The sequence below is a fragment of the Paenibacillus sp. FSL H7-0735 genome (genome assembly GCF_038008505.1).
Taxonomy (GTDB): domain Bacteria; phylum Bacillota; class Bacilli; order Paenibacillales; family Paenibacillaceae; genus Paenibacillus_AQ; species Paenibacillus_AQ odorifer.
On sequence record NZ_JBBOZH010000001.1, the window covers coordinates 469525 to 488401 of the forward strand.

General features: G+C 47.2%; 16 protein-coding genes and 1 riboswitch. Of the genes, 9 read left to right on the forward strand and 7 right to left on the reverse strand.

Annotated features, from left to right (window positions below):
* Positions 1-237 precede the first annotated feature (237 nt).
* The 8 genes from NSS82_RS02125 to NSS82_RS02160 all read left to right on the forward strand — a co-directional run bounded on the left by NSS82_RS02125 (position 238) and on the right by NSS82_RS02160 (position 9029).
* Positions 238-1848 carry an extracellular solute-binding protein gene (locus NSS82_RS02125; protein WP_076274142.1) on the forward strand — a complete coding sequence of 537 codons (1611 nt, stop codon included), beginning with the start codon at positions 238-240 and terminating at the stop codon, positions 1846-1848.
* Positions 1849-1922: 74 nt separating this feature from the next.
* The gene (locus tag NSS82_RS02130) at positions 1923-2825 is read left to right on the forward strand and encodes an ABC transporter permease (protein WP_038568353.1); all 903 of its coding nucleotides are present in this window, start codon (positions 1923-1925) and stop codon (positions 2823-2825) included.
* Positions 2826-2850: 25 nt separating this feature from the next.
* The gene (locus NSS82_RS02135; RefSeq protein ID WP_038568356.1) at positions 2851-3723 is read left to right on the forward strand and encodes a carbohydrate ABC transporter permease; all 873 of its coding nucleotides are present in this window, start codon (positions 2851-2853) and stop codon (positions 3721-3723) included.
* 34 nt (positions 3724-3757) lie between these two features.
* Positions 3758-4708, forward strand: coding sequence for a sugar phosphate isomerase/epimerase family protein (locus NSS82_RS02140; RefSeq protein ID WP_076274101.1), 951 nt, complete (start codon positions 3758-3760; stop codon positions 4706-4708).
* Positions 4708-5394 carry a hypothetical protein gene (locus NSS82_RS02145; RefSeq protein WP_038568362.1) on the forward strand — a complete coding sequence of 229 codons (687 nt, stop codon included), beginning with the start codon at positions 4708-4710 and terminating at the stop codon, positions 5392-5394. The genes NSS82_RS02140 and NSS82_RS02145 overlap by 1 nt, the downstream gene beginning before the upstream one ends.
* Before the next feature lie 28 nt (positions 5395-5422).
* Complete coding sequence (locus tag NSS82_RS02150; RefSeq protein ID WP_076274100.1) at positions 5423-7171, forward strand: hypothetical protein; 1749 nt, start codon at positions 5423-5425, stop codon at positions 7169-7171.
* Between the two features lie 326 nt (positions 7172-7497).
* Positions 7498-8106, forward strand: a complete 609-nt coding sequence (locus tag NSS82_RS02155) for an RNA polymerase sigma factor (protein WP_076274099.1) — start codon at positions 7498-7500, stop codon at positions 8104-8106.
* Entirely contained in the window at positions 8067-9029 is a 963-nt protein-coding gene (locus NSS82_RS02160; RefSeq protein WP_076274098.1) for a hypothetical protein, read from the forward strand. Before NSS82_RS02155 ends, NSS82_RS02160 begins: the two co-directional genes overlap by 40 nt.
* A gap of 464 nt (positions 9030-9493) precedes the next feature.
* On the opposite strand, the gene odhB is transcribed toward NSS82_RS02160, so the two are convergent.
* Both odhB and NSS82_RS02170 read right to left on the reverse strand, forming a co-directional pair.
* Positions 9494-10780 carry a 2-oxoglutarate dehydrogenase complex dihydrolipoyllysine-residue succinyltransferase gene (gene odhB / locus NSS82_RS02165; RefSeq protein WP_076274097.1) on the reverse strand — a complete coding sequence of 429 codons (1287 nt, stop codon included), beginning with the start codon at positions 10778-10780 and terminating at the stop codon, positions 9494-9496.
* Between the two features lie 52 nt (positions 10781-10832).
* Entirely contained in the window at positions 10833-13700 is a 2868-nt protein-coding gene (locus tag NSS82_RS02170; RefSeq protein WP_036682783.1) for a 2-oxoglutarate dehydrogenase E1 component, read from the reverse strand.
* 470 nt (positions 13701-14170) lie between these two features.
* A riboswitch (cyclic di-GMP riboswitch) is annotated at positions 14171-14255 on the forward strand.
* Positions 14256-14282: 27 nt separating this feature from the next.
* Between NSS82_RS02170 and NSS82_RS02175 the strand changes: the two genes are divergently transcribed.
* Positions 14283-14438, forward strand: coding sequence for an anti-repressor SinI family protein (locus tag NSS82_RS02175; RefSeq protein WP_232061118.1), 156 nt, complete (start codon positions 14283-14285; stop codon positions 14436-14438).
* 107 nt (positions 14439-14545) lie between these two features.
* Here NSS82_RS02175 and NSS82_RS02180 read toward each other — a convergent pair whose 3' ends face one another.
* The 5 genes from NSS82_RS02180 to NSS82_RS02200 form a co-directional block, all read right to left on the reverse strand.
* Positions 14546-14875, reverse strand: coding sequence for a helix-turn-helix domain-containing protein (locus NSS82_RS02180; protein ID WP_036682795.1), 330 nt, complete (start codon positions 14873-14875; stop codon positions 14546-14548).
* Positions 14876-15044: 169 nt separating this feature from the next.
* On the reverse strand, positions 15045-15653 hold the full coding sequence (locus NSS82_RS02185; protein ID WP_036682781.1) for a TasA family protein: 609 nt from the start codon (positions 15651-15653) through the stop codon (positions 15045-15047).
* Between the two features lie 90 nt (positions 15654-15743).
* The gene (gene sipW, locus NSS82_RS02190; protein WP_036682779.1) at positions 15744-16334 is read right to left on the reverse strand and encodes a signal peptidase I SipW; all 591 of its coding nucleotides are present in this window, start codon (positions 16332-16334) and stop codon (positions 15744-15746) included.
* Between the two features lies 1 nt (position 16335).
* Positions 16336-17511, reverse strand: a complete 1176-nt coding sequence (locus NSS82_RS02195; protein WP_036682777.1) for a hypothetical protein — start codon at positions 17509-17511, stop codon at positions 16336-16338.
* Positions 17512-17890: 379 nt separating this feature from the next.
* The gene (locus tag NSS82_RS02200; protein WP_036682775.1) at positions 17891-18868 is read right to left on the reverse strand and encodes an aldo/keto reductase; all 978 of its coding nucleotides are present in this window, start codon (positions 18866-18868) and stop codon (positions 17891-17893) included.
* Positions 18869-18877 lie beyond the last annotated feature (9 nt).

Consider the following 18877-nt stretch of genomic DNA (forward strand, 5'->3'; position numbering starts at 1 on the left):
TGGTTTGTATGGATAAACCGGAAGTCCGATTTTGCTGGGATATGAGCATCCGAAAGAGGTTTATTGTCATACTGCCGAAATTCATGAAATACTGTGGGCATCCAGAACAACAAGCGACCCAGTAGCACGGCAGTAAAAAGCATCACGAGCTATGGATTCCGCTGGGGATGGATAGAGTTAAGGCTAGGGGATCATAAATACACCATTAAAGCCTGCAAGGGCGAAGGGGATGGAAAAATGACAGTGAACGTACATCAAGGAGTTCTGAAGAAAGCAATCGGGATCGGATTAACCGCAATAATGGGCGTTTCTCTGCTAGCAGGCTGTTCCAATGATTCTAAAAACAACACAACATCCGAGGGTGCCGCAGCCGGCGAAAGTGCCAAGCGCGTTACATTAAAGGTGGAAGTATTTGATCGCGGCAACAGCCCAGCCCCTCATACCATTACCAATAACTACTTAACTAAACTAGTGCAGGAAAAGTTCGGAGATCCGAATAACATTGATGTGGAATTTGTACCTATCCAACGTTCTGAGGAAGTTACCAAGCTGAATGTTTTGATGGCGAGCAATACGGATGTGCCCGATATCGTATTTACGTATGATTCCAGTGTGTTTTATCGGTATGCCCAGCAAGGTGGCTTGACTGATGTCGGAGAAATTCTCGATGAATATGGCCCGAATCTGAAAAAGTTTATTGGCGAGGATACGCTGGCGTTCGGCCAGCTTGAAGGCCAGCAGTATGCGATCCCTGGTAAACGGGCGATCACAGGCCGTTATAGCTCCTACATCCGTCAGGATTGGTTAGATAAATTAGGATTGCCTGTGCCAACGACGACCGATGAGCTGTACACCACTTTGAAAGCGTTTAAAGAAAAGGATCCGGGCAATCTCGGCAGCAAAAACATCCCGATGGGCATGGCACTGGCACCAGCCCAATTCGAGACGTTGATTTTCTCTTTCATGAAGCCGATCAGCGGCGATCTGACCTACAGCCAACGTTATGAGCTGCCGCTGCATGAGGGCTTTAAGGATGCCCTGCAATTTCTTAATAAGCTCTACAATGAAGGGATGATCAGTAAGGACTTCAGTCTGGACGAGGATAAAACACAGTTGGCCAAGGATATCCAGAACGGCAATGTAGGCTACTGGTCGGAGGATGTGGATGTCTTGTTCTATGCCGATGGTACCCTAGATAATCTCTACAAAAATGTAGAGGGAAGCAAGGTGCTGCCGGTAGACGTCTTAACCAACGCCAACGTTGATAACAAGCACATTAAATCCCGGTATGCCTCCAACGGCATGTACATCATGATTCCGAAGAGTAGTAAACGCGCCGTGGAAGCCGTTAAGTATCTCGATTGGATGGCTTCGGATAATAATCTGATTGATATCCAAAATGGCGTTGAAGGTGAAAACTACGACCTGGTAGACGGTATTCCAGTGGCTAAAACAGATGTTTCCCAGGAGTTCGCCGATCGTCTGTTTAACGCGGGTGACATGGCCATTATCTCCAACGGCAAAAACATTGGTGATCAGGCCACTAATGAAAAAGCATGGGCGCTGGGCTTCCCGGAACGTAACCGGGAGATGCTGACTCAATCAATCGCTATCGCCAACGCTGACACGGTGGGTCCGCTCGTCTTCGGCAAGCCGATAGAAGCGGAATCCCAATATGGCACAACGCTTAAAGATAAGCTCAACGTAATTATTGTAAAGACAGCAATGGCCAAACCAGAGCAGTTTGAAGCAGTTTACGAGCAGGAAATGAAAGATTACATGACTTTGGGCGGAACCAAACTGAAAGAGGAACTGGAGAAGTCGTTTAAGGAACTTTCGGCTCAATAAACAAATATATAGTGAAAACCGGGGGGAGATGGTGCTGCGCTCCACCCGGTTTTTCTCCTTAGGAGGAAAACGACTTGAGCAAAGCGACATACTTTAGACGGTATTGGCAATTGTACGCGCTGCTTTCGCTGCCTATTATTTATTTTCTGATCTTCCGCTATGGTCCGATGTATGGTGTGCAGATTGCTTTTAAGGATTTCAATTTGTTTCAAGGGATTGGAGGCAGCGAGTGGATCGGCTTTGATGCGTTCCGCGAGGTTTTTGGAATGAGAGAGTTCTATACCACCTTGCGCAATACCTTTATGCTGAATTTTCTGGATTTGCTGGTCTCTTTTCCGGCTCCGATTATCCTGGCGATTATGCTGTTCGAAATTCGTTCGGTGTGGTTCAAGAAAATATCGCAGACGATTTTGTATATCCCCCACTTTATTTCCTGGGTGATCATCGGGGGGATTGTGTATCAATTATTCGGCAACCAGTCCGGTATGGTGAACGGTGTGCTGGAGAGCTTAGGCCTTACTCCCATTCCGTTTCTGACTGAAAAAAATCCGTGGCTGATCACTTACTTATTCACAGGCGTCTGGCAAAGTGCTGGTTGGGGGACTATCCTTTATCTGGCGGCGTTAACCGGTGTCAACCGAGAGCTGTTCGAAGCTGCTGAAGTGGATGGAGCGACAAGGCTGAAGAAAATCCGCTACATTACGCTTCCCAGCATAAAACCAACTATCGTGACGCTGCTTATCCTCAATCTGGGAAAGATGGTCAGCATCGGTTTTGACCGTCCTTACATTATCGGTAACACTGCTGTGCGTGAGTATTCTGATGTGCTTAGTACCTTTGTGTACCGGGTGGGTCTAGAATCCGGACAATATACGTTGGCTACCGTAGTCGGATTGTTCCAGGCTGTGGTGGGACTGGTGTTTATTTTTGGCTCCAACTATATTTCGAAAAAAGTGACCGGAGACGGTATTTTATGATAAAGAAAGAAGGAGGCGGAGTGCTATGAGTGAACGTACCTCAAACCGGATATTCGATATCGTCAATATAACGTTTGTTGCCTTGTTCGTGTTGTTCTGCTTGGCTCCATTTTTGCATGTGATTGCCGTGTCGCTTAGTTCCAACCGGGCAATTACTTCTGGAGAAGTAACGATTTTCCCCATTGAATTGAACTGGAATGCATACATTAATGTTTTTTCCAATAATGCGATGATCCGCTCTCTTGTCTTTACGGTTATTCTGACGTTTGCCACAACGGTGCTGTGTATGCTTTTCACTGTCGCAGCAGCTTATCCGCTGACCAAAAGAAAATTGAAGGGCCGCAAATTTTTTATGTATCTGATCGTTATCACCATGTTTTTCAGCGGCGGTATTATTCCTGAATATTTGTTGATCCGTGATTTACATTTGATTAATTCGGTCTGGTCGCTTATTCTGCCAGGTCTGGTCAGCCCCTTTAACCTGATTATCCTGATCTCCTTTTTCAATAACATTCCTGCCAGCCTGGAGGAATCCGCCGAGATCGATGGCAGTTCCCATCTTCGTACACTGATGAGTATTATATTGCCGCTATCCATGCCGGTTATGGCCACGTTGGCTCTTTTCTACGCAGTGGGAAGGTGGAACGGCTTTCAGGATTCTTTGATGTATATCAATAATCCGGATTTGTATCCGCTCCAGCTTAAGCTGTTCCAGATGGTGCAGAACAACATGGTATCCGAACTGACACAAATGGAAGGTGCCAACCGGACCCCGCTGACACCAGAGAGCCTAAAAGCGGCCACCGTTATCTTTGCAACAGTACCGATCCTTGCCGTATATCCATGGCTGCAGAAATATTTTGTCAGCGGTGTAATGCTTGGTGCCGTAAAAGGTTGAACCGTAAGCTGTAACAAGGGAGGAAAACATAATTATGGAGGACAAAGGCATATTTTCGTTCTCAACTTGCTGGAACATTAAGCGCCACACTGCCGGTGACGCCATGCTGCGGGAAATCCGCGATCTCGGCTTTCAGCGGGTGGAGCTGAACTATAATGTGACTAAGGAAATGCTGGAAACGATCGAGCCGATGCTTGAGCGGGGGGAGATGGGGATCTCCAGTGTCCACAACACCTTCCCGCATGTGCATGACTCCGATTATGGCACAGATTCCGTGCTGCTAGGTTTTGAGGATGAGGAGAAGCGGCAGCGGGCGATTGAGCTGCTGATTGGCTCGGCTAAGTACGCTCAGCGTTACGGAGGAGAAGCCGTTGTTGTGCATCCCGGTGAGGTACCCTTTCCAAATGATATCAGTAAAGAGCTGGAGCAGATTTATAACGGAGAGGGTAGAGATTCTAACGCTTATCGCAGCAAATGGGCGGAACTGATGGAGCGGCGGGAAGCTTACAGCGCCGGCTATGTGCAGAAAATTATTGAAAGCCTAGATGAAGTATGTAACCGGGCAGTTTCTGAGGGGCTAAACGTCCGCTTTGGTATCGAAACACGTTCCAAACCGCAGCAGATTCCGACGCTTGCGGAAGCCAAAACGATTATTAAGGCGCTAAAGGGAGCGCCTGTGGGCATATGGTATGACATCGGGCATGCCATTATGATGGACCGTTTGGGTTTGTACGACAGTGTGGGGGAAATGGAAGGTCTGATGGATGATATTGTAGGTGTTCACATTCATGAGACCATCGGTCTGTCTGACCACTGGTGCCCTTATGTAAACAGCGGGAATATGGAATTCTATGATGCGTATCTGCCGATGATTGAACGGGCGCAGGTCAAAGTGTATGAGCTGAAGGCAGCTTGCCAGCCGGAAGAAATTGATGAAAGTCATCGGCTGCTTATGGCCAAATTGGCGCGTAGAGGGCAGGTCTGATGTTGAACGATGAAGACCGTAGGTTAGCTATGAAGTATGCTCCGCGCTTATTTTTCGATCAGAACGAGCCGTTTTTTCCGGTACGTCTCGGTATAACGGTGATGCGGCAGGAGGAGGAGTCTCCTTCCTTCCGGCGCCGTCTAGCTGTGAAGCATCCGGATGTGCAGTTCGTTGTGGAATACGCGATTTATTACGATTATGATATTCAGCATTTATATGATCTGGAGCATGTGTGGGTTTACATCGGTAGAAACGGGGAAGTGGTGGATGCCGAAGCGAGCTTTCACGGGAAATTTCTTAAAGCACTGCTGCGCGGGGGCAGCAATCTAAGCGGAACACGGGTGGACCTCTATGTCCAACCCGGCAAGCATGCCCTCGCCCCGTTCCCTGAAGTCTTTGAGCTGTTACCAGGATTCGCATCCAGTACACAGGATGGGGCAGGTGCGGAGGGTCTGATTTATGGTGACTTTTTCCGCGATATACTGGCATCGGATGAAGAAACTGACCGTCTTGTCCACCGTTATCTGCAAACCTGCCGGTTCACGCCTTCCCTGTCCTATTCGATCTGGGAATATGCGGACCGGGAGGAATTGTTCGTTTCTTGGATTCAACTGTTCACGGAAATTCCTGAACGTATCCGACAAGAGCTGGTGCGGCTTCAGCTCCTGTTACCACCCAGACATTGAGCAGATTGTTAACATGGAGGGAAGTATAATGTACAAGCAACTGGTAGCCAGTAATGATAGAGCGTCAGTGGAGGGATTATCCCGGCAGGTACTTGATCCGACGAGCCGCTATTACGGAGGGACAATAGATCCGGGTACTGGCGTTGCCTGGGTTAATCATACGACCGGCACACCAACCGATATGTGTTATTGGGGAGCGGCTCTGGTTAACCCGGGTTCCGCATTCTACCGTGATGAGCTGCTTCTGGCCCGCCTGCTGCTGGCGACGGAGTTCGTGCTGCGTGCACAACATGAGGATGGCTCGATCTCTCCGGGCTGGACGAACTATCATTCTCCCCCGGACACAGCCTTTGTCATCGTCGGCTACGCTCAGCTATACCAACTGTTGGCGTCGCAGGATTGGGCACCACTGCAACAGGTGCTTGATAATATGCTTCTGTTTCTTAAGCGAACTATTCCCGTCATGCTTACAGGGGGCTGTCACACGCCGAATCACCGTTGGGTATTGTGTGCAGCACTGGGATTTCTGCATGAACTGTTCGGACTGGAGGAGGCTGTCCAGCGGGCGGATCAGTGGTTGGCGGAAGGGATGGATATTACACCTGATGGAGAATGGACGGAACGCAGCAACGGTATTTATAGTGCGGTCAGCGACATCATGCTGATTCATGCCGCTCGTCTGCTGGATCGGCCCCAGTTGCTGGAGCCAGTTCGTCTGAATTTACACATGATGGTCTATTTGGTGCATCCTAAGGGCGAAGTTGTGACCGATTATTCTGGGCGCCAGGATCTGGGGAGCTTTCACGACCTGTCTCCATATTATTTACCGTACGCTATTCTGGCCCGTTTCGATAAGGAGCCATTGTTTGCGGGGATGGCCGAATGGGCAGGCAGTGCACTGGAAAATCCGGGGGTCTGCTCTGTCAACGTACTTGTACGGATGCTGCTGGAGCCGGAGCTTCAGCAACCTTTTGAAGATTCGGCAGCTCTGCCTGTAAAATATGAGAAAATACTGAACGGCGATTTTCCGCGACACGGCTATCTGCAGGGTATGGAGAAGTCCGGCCATCAAGGGCGAATTTACCACAGCCGGCTGCATACTGATTTCGGAGCACCGGTTGCGCGCTACAGGGACGGGAACACTAGCGTGACCTTAATTACGGAGACGCCGTCTTTTTTTGCACTCCGTCACGGTGCCGTCAGGCTGCTTGCAGTGCAGCTGGCTTCTTACTTTTCTCCGGGATATGTACCGATGCAGAAAATGGTCAAATTGCCGGAAGGATACCACCTGTCAGGAGAACAAAAGAAGGGGTATTACGGTCCTGTCGAAGGCGAACTGCTTCCGCAAACATCTGCGGAGCCGGTAAGCCCTTGGTATCTGCTCCCGCACCAGAGCCGCGCACTTACGCATGAACAGACATTCCGTGTGGAGACGGAGGTTCAGCGTACGGACAGAGGGTGGACCCTCCGGTTGCATGCTGAGGAGCCTAGAGAGGTTATGACACAGTTGTCTTTCGTTTTTGGACGGGAAGGATGTTTCACTTCGGGCGAATTGCAGGCTGTCGGAGAGGACCATTATCTCTGGAACGGCGGTAACCTCCGCTATAGTTGTGAAGAGGACTGGATTGAACTGACAGGGGGCGAGCTTGGCCATCTGGCGGCTACGGTGCGTGAGGCGAAGCTGCAGGATAACAGCAAGGTGGTGTTGGTCAATTTTATGACCCCGTTCGATAAGACGATTACGATCACTCTATCTCCTTCCATGATAAGAGAGTAGCCTTTGTACAATTTACAATCTAGTAGGCTTTGAAGTTACACCTCAGTCTTAGAATAATGAAGCCTTATTAAAAAACCTTCCATTAGAAGCAAACCTGGAGTTATCAGGTCTAATGGGAGGTTTTGTTATGCATCTGCTAAGCATAGACTCACCAGATTTTAACCGTGCATAATGGTATAAGTAAGAAATCCGGGCACACCAGCCGTCAGAAATTCAAATATTCTCCGAAGCTGTGATTATCACCTTTTATAAAATTTCCTTTAGTTTGGTTTACATAGGCACTTTTTTCGGCAGTCAAGTGTTATAGAGATATAAAGGTTAAGGAGGTGCTTACATCGCCACAGGATTCGCTAGACTCGACAGAGTTGGAAGAGCTAATCGTTAGGATTCAGGAGAGGGATTCCGAGCAGTATGCTTTAATTGTCAGAGCATTCCAAAAGCCGATCTATCGCTATTGCTATCGTTTGTTAGAAAACAAGCAGGATGCGGAGGACGCGGTTCAGGATATTTTGGTAAAGGGTTATCAATCTATCCAGCAATACAAATCGCAAATGCATTTCTCGGCTTGGCTCTATCGTATCGCATATCATCATTGCTTAAATCTGCTGCGCAGGCATCGTCTGCACAAGCAAGTCATGCGTATTTTTCGTCCGGAAGTACTGTCTGCAAGCCCTGAACAGGAGCTGGATGCTCGGTTGTATAGTCCTTCATTGTCTGCAGCTTTAGCGCGATTGTCGCTTGAGGAGAGAAACATGCTTATTCTGCGGGTGTTTGAGGAACAAACTTATGCAGAGATAAGTGAGATTCTAGGGGTCAGTCCCAATGCGCTAACTAAAAGAATGAATCGGATCAAGCTAAAGGTTCAGGAAGCTATGAAGTCGGAGGAGGAGATCACATGGAAAGAAACAAAATCAGCAATGAATACCAAGATATAATTTATGCCTCGGCTGGCAATGAACTTTTGGATGAGGTAGATGTAGAAGATAAGGTCATGGGGCGTATTACTGGCATAACAGGTCGAAAGCGATCGTTCTCGCTGAGGGTGATGAATAAAACAACGGCAGTGGCTAGCATGTTAACGCTGTTTCTGCTGATCTCTGTGACTGCGTATGCTGCATCTGAATATATCCAAATCCGCAATAGTGAAGGAGTAGTGAAGGTTCAACATATTGCGCCGACAGAATCTGCAGAGAGGGCTTCTTATGATAAATATGCGCAGCAAGCAGAACAGTTCGCTAAACCGGGTGAATTGATCGGCTATCTTGTGAAAAATAAAGCAGGTGCAGCAGGCTTGGCGACAGAATTGCAGTTTAAGTATAAAGAGCAGCGGATAGATGCGTATTCTGACTTTATAAAAGAAATCAAAAGAACAGGGGCGCCAATGCTTCCCGAAACGGCAGCGGGGTACGCTTTTAAATATGGTGTAATCCATCCTAATTCTCCGACTACGGATACAGCTAAGCTAGGTTCTCTGTATAAGGAAACATTAAATGATCTTACCGCTCAGGCATATAAGGATAAGGGGACGCGCAATTTGTTTATGAAGGCTATACCGTGGTCCGAGCCAGGGGGGCTAAGTGTAACTTATTCGAAGAACAATGCTTTTATAGGGATCTCAGCAACGCTCATGCATGGCGGCAAGGTTTTCGTGGAACAAACATCTGAGAATCAAGCTAATAAGCTCACAGTCGCAGGCACAGATGTTATCTATAACAAGGTAGTAAGGGAAGAAGTCAGCTATGATTATCTGAATTGGTATAACGAGAAGCAGGATGCGTATTATACACTCACCAGCTATGGAGATAAGATTTTGACCAAGGAGCAATTTTTACAGCTGGCTGAGGAGCTATTGAAGTAGAGTTTTGAAGTTTGAGGTTTGAAGTTTGAGGTTTGAAGTTTGAGGTTTGAGGTTTGAGGTTTGAGGTTTGAAGTTTGAGGTTTGAGGTTTGAAGTTAGTAGTTAGTAGTTAGTAGTTAGTAGTTAGTAGTTAGTAGTTAGTAGTTTGTAGGTGCATGCGCTAAGTTAGTTGTATTATGTGCAATTAAAGATCACTAATATTCTGTATATAGGTCCTTTAGTTGTATTTGATGCAGCTATTACTGGTTAGATTAGTGGAAATAGACGTTTTTACGGATTTTAGTTGTAGAGAATGCAATTAGAGAAGAGGATATGAGCGGATCAGAAAGATATAAGTGTATAAAATACAGTTAAATCGTATGCAGGGAAGGCAGCAAGTCGATCCAGATATAAAAGAAGGTATCCCCCAAGCGAGAGCTGCAGGGATACCTTCTTTATATTCTTAAGTCGAAAAGTCGAAGAGCGTTAGCCTTCTAACAACAGTGCTTCTGGATCTTCCAGCAATTCCTTCACTTTGACGAGGAAGCTTACCGCTTCAGAGCCGTCAACGATCCGGTGATCATAGGAAAGGGCGATGTACATCATTGGACGGTTTACGGTTCTTTCTTCGTCCAGCGCGATCGGACGCAGTTGGATCTTATGCATCCCTAGAATACCCACCTGTGGTGTATTCAGAATCGGTGTGGATAACAAGGAGCCGAATACGCCACCGTTGGTGATGGTGAATGTTCCGCCTTGCAGCTCGGAGAGGCTGAGCGTATTGGCGCGTGCTTTGGAAGCGAGCTCGCCAATTTGGCGCTCGATTTCCGGGAAGCTGAGCCGATCCGCATCACGGACTACTGGAACTACAAGTCCTTCTTTCGCTGCAACAGCAATACCGATGTCGTAGAATTTCTTAACGACCAGATCTTCACCGTCGATCTCGGCGTTCAGCAGTGGATAGGTTTTAAGCGCACCGATCACGGCTTTGGTGAAGAAGGACATGAAGCCTAGTCCAACTTCATGTTTCTCTTTAAATGCATCCTTGCGACGCTTGCGGATGTCGAGGATCGCTGTCATGTCCACCTCGTTGAAGGTGGTAAGCATGGCCGCGGTCTGCTGCGCTTCGACCAAGCGGCTGGCAATCGTGAGCCGTCTGCGCGACATGCGCTTGCGCTCCACGTTTTTGCCCTCGTCCAGCGTGGCTTTGCTCGCTGCCGGCTTCGCTGGCTCCGGCTTGCCTTGCGGCGCCGGAGCTACCGGTGCAGCGGCCTGCGGCGCTGCTGCACCATGACCGGACACATCGGCCTGACCAATCCGGCCGATAGGATCACGGGCGCTAACCTCGCCGAGGTCGATGCCGCGCTCCCGTGCCAGCTTGCGTGCGCCCGGCGATGCCAATGCAGCGTGGCTGTCGCCACCTGCTGCAGGCACTTCGGGCGCGGCTACAGGCGCGGCGGCTGCTACTGCGTTGCCGCCTGCCGGAGCCGCTTTAGGCGCTTCGGCTTCGCTTTCAGCGGCCTGCGGCGTACTGCCGCTTGCGGCTCCAATGATGCCGATGGCTTCGCCAACGGCTACGTTCTCGCCCGCTTGACGCAGGATGGTGGAGATGACACCCTCCACCTCTGCACTAATTTCTAGATTGACTTTATCCGTTTCCAGCTCAGCGAGCACATCGCCTTGACCTACCGTGTCGCCTTCTTTAACCAGCCATTTGTAGATGGTTCCTTCGGATATGGATTCTCCCAGATCGGGTACTAAGATTTCTGACACAGGCCGTTTCCTCCCCAAACATAATGGTTTACGCTATTGTGATACCGTCCTCTTAAGAGGACGGTACAGCCGCTTGTACGTTCGAATTTGATTTTAGGGCTTCTGTTACAATTCTACGTTGTTCGAAGCTATGCACATCTGCATAACCACTGGCCGGGCTGGAACGTTCCGGACGGCCGATATATCTTACGCCGGCATTCTTTGGTGCGATGGCGCGTAACCGAGGCTCACTATAGCTCCAGCCGCCCATATTTTTCGGCTCTTCTTGCACCCAGACAATTTCCTGAAGGGAGCTGAAGGAGTTTAAATGTTCGCTTAACTCTTGTTCCGGGAACGGATAAAGCTGCTCTAGGCGAAGAACATGCAGCCATGACCAATCCTTATCCTGTGCTGCTTCCAGTTCTGTTTGGATGTCGATAGCCACTTTACCGCTGCAGACTACGAGCCGTTTAACTTCACTTGGTTTCTGGCCAAGCAAAGATTCAGCTAATACAGGCTTGAATTGTCCTGAAGCCAGCTCGGTTCCGGCAGAAGTGCTGCGCGTATTCCGAATGAGACTTTTCGGCGTCATAATGACTAGCGGTCTAGCATCTTCCTGCCCGCATAACGCTGCTTGGCGCCGCAGCAGATGGAAATATTGCGAAGCGGTAGTCAGATTAGCGACTGTCCAGTTCTCCTCAGCGGATAGCTGCAAGAACCGTTCCAGCCTACCGCTGGAGTGCTCAGGTCCCTGTCCTTCGTAGCCATGCGGCAGCATGATGACGAGATTGCTGCGCTGTGTCCATTTGGCGCGTCCAGCCGCAATGAACTGGTCAAAAATAACCTGACCCGCATTGGCGAAATCACCATACTGTGCTTCCCAGATTACGAAGGTTTCCGGTGCGAACACATTATAACCATATTCAAAGCCTAATACTGATGCCTCTGACAATGGACTGTTGTATACGCCAAAGGAGGCACGGGAATCGCTTAGCTGATGTAGCGGAGAGAATAAATCTCCTGTTTTACTGTCGTGCAGCACCAGATGGCGATGTGCGAAGGTTCCGCGTTGGGCATCTTGACCGCTCAGTCGGATGGGCGTCCCATTTTTCAAAATGGTAGCGAAGGCTAACGTTTCAGCCAGTGCCCAGTCGACCTTTTCACCCTCATTCAGTGCATCTTTACGACGTTGTAAAATGCGCTCCAGCTTCGGATAAACCTGGAATCCAGCTGGAACCGTCAACAGTTCACGATTGATCTCCTGCAGGCTGGAGATGGATACCGCTGTAGTGTTTGCCGCTGCGCGGTCCGTTTGTAGAGGAATGAAGGCTTTGGGTTCTTTTTTCTTATGATTGCCTTCCTTCATATTATCGTACGCACGCTGCAATACGCTTTCTGCTTCAGCATTCATCTTTTGTACGTCTTCGGCGGTAAGAACCTTTTCGTTTTTCAGTCTCTCTGCATAAACCTTGTAGACGGTCGGATGATTGCGAACCTTGCCGTAGACAATAGGTTGTGTGGTTTCAGGATCATCCATTTCGTTGTGACCATGACGGCGGTAGCCGATGAGATCAATTACGAAATCTTTTTTGAATTGATGGCGGTATGCGCTAGCTAAACGTACGGCTGCTACGCAGGCCTCTGGGTCATCAGCGTTGACATGGACTATCGGGATTTCATACCCTTTGGCGATGTCACTCGCATAATGCGTAGAACGGGAATCTTCACTTTCAGTCGTAAAACCAATTCGGTTATTAACAATGATATGGATCGTCCCACCATTTTGATAACCTTGAAGTTTGCCGATATTAAGCGTTTCTGCAACAATTCCTTCACCTGGAAAAGCAGCATCACCATGCATCAGCACCGCCATAGCTTTACTGGTATCAATCTTCGGCAGTCCTGCAGTGCTCCGGTCTTCTTGTGCGGCACGAGTGAAACCTTCCACGACAGGATTGACGAATTCCAAGTGACTTGGGTTATTCGCTAGTGTTATTCTTGTGCGTACGGTTTCTCCTTCACGGACAGCACGGTCTGCACCGAGATGGTATTTCACATCACCTGTCCAGCCATAGTTAATGCCTGTGGAGCCTTCGGAAGGGAAAAGCTCCTTGTTCGGAGAATGATGAAACTCTGAAAATATGATATCATAAGGTTTGCCCAAAATATGTGCAAGAACGTTGAGGCGACCGCGATGCGCCATGCCCATCAAAATATGCTCTGCACCGTCATGTGCAGCAGCGCGTACGATTTCGTCTAACATCGGCACAAGAGCATCATTGCCTTCAAGACTGAAACGCTTCTGACCTACAAAAGTCTTGTGGAGGAAGGTTTCAAATTGCTCTACCTGAATCAGGCGGTTCAGGAGCTCTTTGCGTTCTGTATTATTCAGGGGTGCTGGTGAGCTGGTGGATTCTGCCTGTCTATTTAGCCATTGCAGTTCTTTTTCTTCATGCACATGCCCGAATTCATAGGCGATAGTCTTGGTGTATGCCTGACGCATACGTTGCACGGCATCCCACCCGGTATGCACATCATTCGGCGCATTTTCCCATATAAGCGTGGCAGGCAGTGCAATCAGGTCTTCGCGGGTCAGCCCATAGGTTTCAGGCTCAAGATATTTTGCCATGGGATTCTGATCGCGTACCAGCGGATCAATTTCAGCGGCCATATGGCCATATATACGAATATTGGCGATTAGCTTGGAAGCTCTTACTGCTTTTCTAAGCCATTCGGTGTCTCCCGAGATGCGCGGCTGAGGAGCCGGTTCGCTATCCGGAGTTAGGGGAGGGGGTCCCGAATTTGTAAAAAGCTCGCGATAATTATTTTCTACGGTGGAGGGATCTTTCACAAACTGTTCATATCTTTCTTGAATGTAGCCTAAATTGGGTCCGTAATACTTACTCCAAATGGATTCGTTATAGGGCTCTTTGGCTGCCATGAATACATCCTCCTTAACGGATGAACTCCATAAGTGACATTTTGTGTCAACGCTTACTGGAGCTGTGATGATTGCGGTTTCATTTCTCATCTTATTGTGCTACTTTCAGCCACTGTAATCAATTCATTCTTTCGTCCAATACGTTCGCAAAATGGTATAGGTTAGCTTGTTCTAACGAAAAGAAGGGTGTTTCTTCTCATTACCCATTCTAAAGGCCTATTAAAATGATTCTATTATCCTTATTTTTAACTATTAGGTCAGTAAATATTTATTTTGCTAGTACAATTTATTTTATGTAACGGACGAGTATCGTGATAATCGGACAAGATCTTTGAAAAAAAATCTTTTATTTTTCGTTTTTAAAATAGAAAGTAACCAGGAATCGACACACTTTTCCGCTTTCTTTTTGTATAATGTTATTGCAGATAGTAATATTATAGTTTTTTAAGCAGATCCTTTCGTGAAAAGGGTCCAGTAAAAGGTAAACTTGCCGAAAGGCAGGGGCACAAAGTCGCGGGTCTAAGGTAGAGATACTATGACAGCCGGATTGCCTGGGGACGTAAAATCTTAGGGGGAGATTTTTTGGAAAAGTCCAACCAGGGTAGCAACAGAGAACAGCAGTTTATTGATCTGGATCAAGAGTGGGTACATTTATTATTAGCAGCTAAGAAGGCTGGCATTAAGGCAGATGAAATCCGCCAGTTCTTTCATGAGAAAACTGTGCAGATCGTGCAGTAATACATTAGAGGGGTTACATATCGAAAAAGGGCACAGCGGTTCTTCGCTGTGTCCTTTTTCGATATGATTTAGTAGAAGAGAGGATCGTACCAGATTAGTAGGAAGTATTAATCCTTTTGATCGAGCTTCCATTTCTGATAGTCCAGAAATTCTTTGAATTCGCGTTTGCTAATGCCTGAGTCCATAGCTTCCTGCACCAATCGGAACCATTCCGAATCTAAATGTGATTCCTCTGCATCATTTGGTTCTCCATAGAGTAGGGCATGAATGGATACCTGAAGCGCGTCAGCGATCTTTTCGATAAACTGGATGGATGGATTGGATTGGATGTTTCTCTCCACGTTGCTAAGATACGACTTAGCCACATCTGCTCTGTCCGCAAGCTCAGATAGGGAGAAACCCTTGTCTAGGCGGAGCTGCTGGATACGTTGGCCCATATTCTGTGGCACTATGCTGACGCCCCTCCGTAATTTTTGTTATTAGTATAGCAAATATCAATAAATCGGACAAAGTTTATTGTAAAGAGAAGAGCAGCAATCTGCTTATCCGTGGCCGGATTCAGGATCTGCTGCTCTTCGAGTATTTTATTAAATTACTTTATTGATCTTAGTAGTCTTTTTTCGCACCTTGTTTAGCTACGAAATCCCAAGTCAGTGTTAAGCTATCGCCTTGGAAAATATTTTGATCTTGGTTATTTTCCACAAATTCGAATTGGACGGAGAAGCTGTCATTGGTACCGGCTTTAATACCGGATGCTTCGGTAAAGAGTTGATCCCAACCTGTATTTTTTACGAGATCCGGATGCTGACTTTTTAAAGCAGCAAGTGTAGTCTCATAAACTACATTTTCAGGAGAGACGATAGGTACTCCTTTATCATTATTTCTAAGGAATTTAACTTTAATGAACTCGGCTAAATCCAGGTAGTTATCTCCTTTAGCATCCGTGATTTGAGTCGATGTATTCAGAATGATAGATCCGATATCGAGCGAACCATCGTTTTTCAATTTGAAGGATTTAGTTACAGTATCACCTGGTTTCAGGTTAGGAATATTAACGATGACAGAAGGGTCGGAGTTCAGATCGAGTGTACCCGCTGCGAATGTAGCTGTGCTTTGCGCAGTGTCGCTAAAGTATGCGAAGGTTCCTCCGCCGATTAATGATAAACCCAGTGCTGCAGATGCTACGCCAAGACCCAATGTTTTCTTGATACCCATAATAAAATTCCTCCTCAAATTTGTGTTTGAATTTTTTATAAAATTTATATATTGTATCTTCCGGTTCGTAAGCGGAAGTGGACAATCAACTTAGGGCTGTGTTTCTGTTGGGGGCGGTGAGGCTGGCAGTAGGGCAGCATTTTTCTTTTCTAATGCAGCTACAGCCTTCCAAGAGGTATACAGAGCATAGAGCAGAAGCATCAAGCCAGGCACGATCATGAGGACTACACTTCCAGCTTTGGAAACCGCGAAATTCATAGCGTAACCGACATAGGGTACAGTGACCCCGGTATACTGAGCTACAACATTCGCAGAACTGGTAGGGTTCATGTCGGGTGCGTCGTTGTTATCGCCTTTAGTGCGATAAACAGCTTCACCAGTAGCGTTATTGACGGTCGCTTCTACAATCCGGTGAGTAATGAGCAGATTATCTTCGTTCCTAAAGGTGATGACATCGCCTGGTTTGAAACGATTCATATCCCCTCCGGGTTTTAATGCGACAATTGAGCCTGTCTGAATTCCTGGTTCCATCGATCCTGAGAGTACGGTTTTGATCTCATATCCGAAGAAAGCAGGTTCACCACCGGAGGCCTTGGATAACACTACGGCTGCCACCAGCAGAATAAAGATCACAAGCATTAAGCTCGATAAGGTATTATTGATAATTTTTTTAATTCGCATCTTATTCTCCACCTTTCTCAGGTTGAGGGTCCGAAGGAGCTTGGGTTGCTACCGGCGGGGTAGTCGTACTGTCTTCCGCCTTTGCCGTCTCTTGTGGAGCCTCTTGCTGAGGAACATCTTTTGGAATTGTGAGCTCTTCGCCAATTTCCGGCTTAACCGGGTCAGTGGCTGGGGCTTCAGGTTGTTCTTTATTTGGGGCTTCCGGAGCAGCTTCACCTGACGTTGGAGGGGTTGCCTCAGCTTTCGCTTTATCCTCGGCTTCTTGTTGCTTTTTCTCCTCAGCCAAACGTTCTTCTTCCTTCTTCGCTTCTTCTTCTTTCTTTGCTTGCTCTTCTTCTAGCCGAGCTTTTTCAAGCTCTTCTAGTTTTTGCTCGCGAGTCTGACTGATCATTTGGAGTTTATCTTGAAGGGTAGTGATACCTGAGGTTGCCGATTCTTTAAGGTTAGTCAATTCGGTATTTAGAGCTTCATAAGTGGAGGTGAGGTCGCTAGAGATCACGCCATCTGGTTGAGTGAAGGTAATCAGGAATGGCAGTGGCTGTGGGAACTCTCCTTCGCGTAATTCAAGTTGTCCATAAACATCACTGGTAACTACCGAAGCGAATGGAAGACCGACATCGTGTATGGAGGTTAGGTAACTAATAACTCCATTTAAGGAAGCATTCAAGGATTCCGAGATCACACCGCTTTGATTCAGGCTGCTTTGTAAATCTCTGAAAAATTGCTCATCCTTGATTTCTAGACAGTTTGAATCTAGAGAAGTCATATATCCTCCTATCTGGAAGAGTAAGGCTGCTGCTGCACTTAGCTCATTGTGGATTTGATTCCAAATTTGGCTGTTAGCCGCCAGTTGCTCGTTAACGCTATCTATTTGGGATTGAAGCGCCGCTATTTGCGAAGAAATCTCTTGTGCAGCGACATCAAGCTCTTCCAGCGACATCCCTTCTATTCCCGAAACGTCCGAGTAGTTAGCTGATGAGGAAAAGGGTTGTAGTGATTCTTTTAAAGTGAGCGCTCGATTAACATGCTCTTTGAACTCTGTAAGCAGTGCCTTGATCGAATTCGGAAATACTTCGCAAAAGCTAATCGTGCTAGTGGTTTGCGCAGCAGCTCCAAAGCCTCCATAGGTACCACCAACTTGCTGCGAGGTATATAGAAATAAGACGGAGACAGCCATTCCTGATTGCAGTATACGTAAACCAATTTTCCTGTTTCTTCTAGGTCTTCTCCTTGCTGATCTGGGTCTCAGAGGAATACCTCCCCTCAATGTCTGTTTCTTTGGTTCGTTATTATCGTTCTTTATTAAGAACAACTTCTGTAATGAATCATACATGGAATAAAACAAAAAGAAAACTGCCAATAACGCGCATTTGTACTCTATAAAGAACAAAAATGATAATTTATCTCTGAATAACTCTATTTATCGCTCGATTACTAAATATATTCGCAATAAAGAACGATCTATTAGGGTGATTCGCAAAAAAATACCCGGCTCGCAGTAAAAACGCGAGCCGGGTATAAGTGGAGTAATGAAGTTGAGAATATAAATGTATATGTTACGGAAGTTTTGAACCACGTGAACTAACATACAGGTCGTACCATTCCTTACGGCTAAGCTCCAGCTTGTCCGCATCGGCACAGGCAGTAATACGCTTCGGATTCACAGTTCCAATAACAGGCTGAATGGCAGCTGGATGTGTCATTAGCCAAGCCAATACAATGGCTTCGGGTGTTGTTCCTTTTTCATCTGCAAGCTGTTGGACCATAGCTGCTGTTTGGACGATATTCTCCGGTTGATCCTCTAATGAACGCCCGCTAAATAGACCTTGGGCGAGTGGCCCCCAGGCTTGAAGCTGAATGTTCTCCATTCGACAATGTTCAAGGGTTCCCTCAGGAAAGATGATATCCTTCCAGGGTTCACGATTTACACTGATTCCAGCATCCACCCAGCTGATCTTAGCCAAGCTCATATGCAGCTGGTTTACGATAAAAGGTTCATCGCAATAAGTCTGCAGCAGCTTGATCTGAGCGGCGCTCATATTGGAAACCCCGAAATGGCGAACCTTACCAGCGGCCTTCAGTTGATGTAATGCGGAGGCTACTTCCTCAGGATCCATTAAGGGATCGGGTCTATGCAATAGAAGAATATCAATGTATTCGGTCCCAAGTCGTGACAATATTCCATCCACGCTGTTCAGAATATGTTGGCCAGAGAAATCAAACGTATTAGTGCTGTCCCCAGGCTCCATTAGCTTAATTCCACATTTAGATTGAATTATAATTTCTTCACGTAGTCCTGGACGATCCTTAAAAATCTGACCGAATACCTTCTCCGCCTTGCCACGAGTGTAAATATCTGCATGATCAAACATGTTGATGCCGATGGAAAGTGCGGCATCGACCGCTTCATGCCCTTGTTTAACATTCTCCGCAGTAATCGGCTCATGGTCCCAGTCACCGCCTAGTCCCATGCAGCCTAAAGCAATGCGGCTTGCGGGAATCCCGCGCTTGTTTAAAGGTAACGCTTTCAACAATGTGATTCC

Excerpts from the sequence above, each read along its gene's own strand:
- NSS82_RS02125 (WP_076274142.1), top strand. The coding sequence starts at position 238 with ATGACAGTGAACGTACATCAAGGAGTTCTGAAGAAAGCAATCGGGATC.
- NSS82_RS02135 (WP_038568356.1), top strand. The coding sequence starts at position 2,851 with ATGAGTGAACGTACCTCAAACCGGATATTCGATATCGTCAATATAACG.
- NSS82_RS02140 (WP_076274101.1), top strand. The coding sequence starts at position 3,758 with ATGGAGGACAAAGGCATATTTTCGTTCTCAACTTGCTGGAACATTAAG.
- NSS82_RS02145 (WP_038568362.1), top strand. The coding sequence starts at position 4,708 with ATGTTGAACGATGAAGACCGTAGGTTAGCTATGAAGTATGCTCCGCGC.
- NSS82_RS02150 (WP_076274100.1), top strand. The coding sequence starts at position 5,423 with ATGTACAAGCAACTGGTAGCCAGTAATGATAGAGCGTCAGTGGAGGGA.
- NSS82_RS02160 (WP_076274098.1), top strand. The coding sequence starts at position 8,067 with ATGGAAAGAAACAAAATCAGCAATGAATACCAAGATATAATTTATGCC.
- NSS82_RS02170 (WP_036682783.1), bottom strand. The coding sequence starts at position 13,700 with ATGGCAGCCAAAGAGCCCTATAACGAATCCATTTGGAGTAAGTATTAC.
- NSS82_RS02180 (WP_036682795.1), bottom strand. The coding sequence starts at position 14,875 with ATGGGCCAACGTATCCAGCAGCTCCGCCTAGACAAGGGTTTCTCCCTA.
- NSS82_RS02185 (WP_036682781.1), bottom strand. The coding sequence starts at position 15,653 with ATGGGTATCAAGAAAACATTGGGTCTTGGCGTAGCATCTGCAGCACTG.
- sipW (WP_036682779.1), bottom strand. The coding sequence starts at position 16,334 with ATGCGAATTAAAAAAATTATCAATAATACCTTATCGAGCTTAATGCTT.
- NSS82_RS02195 (WP_036682777.1), bottom strand. The coding sequence starts at position 17,511 with ATGGCTGTCTCCGTCTTATTTCTATATACCTCGCAGCAAGTTGGTGGT.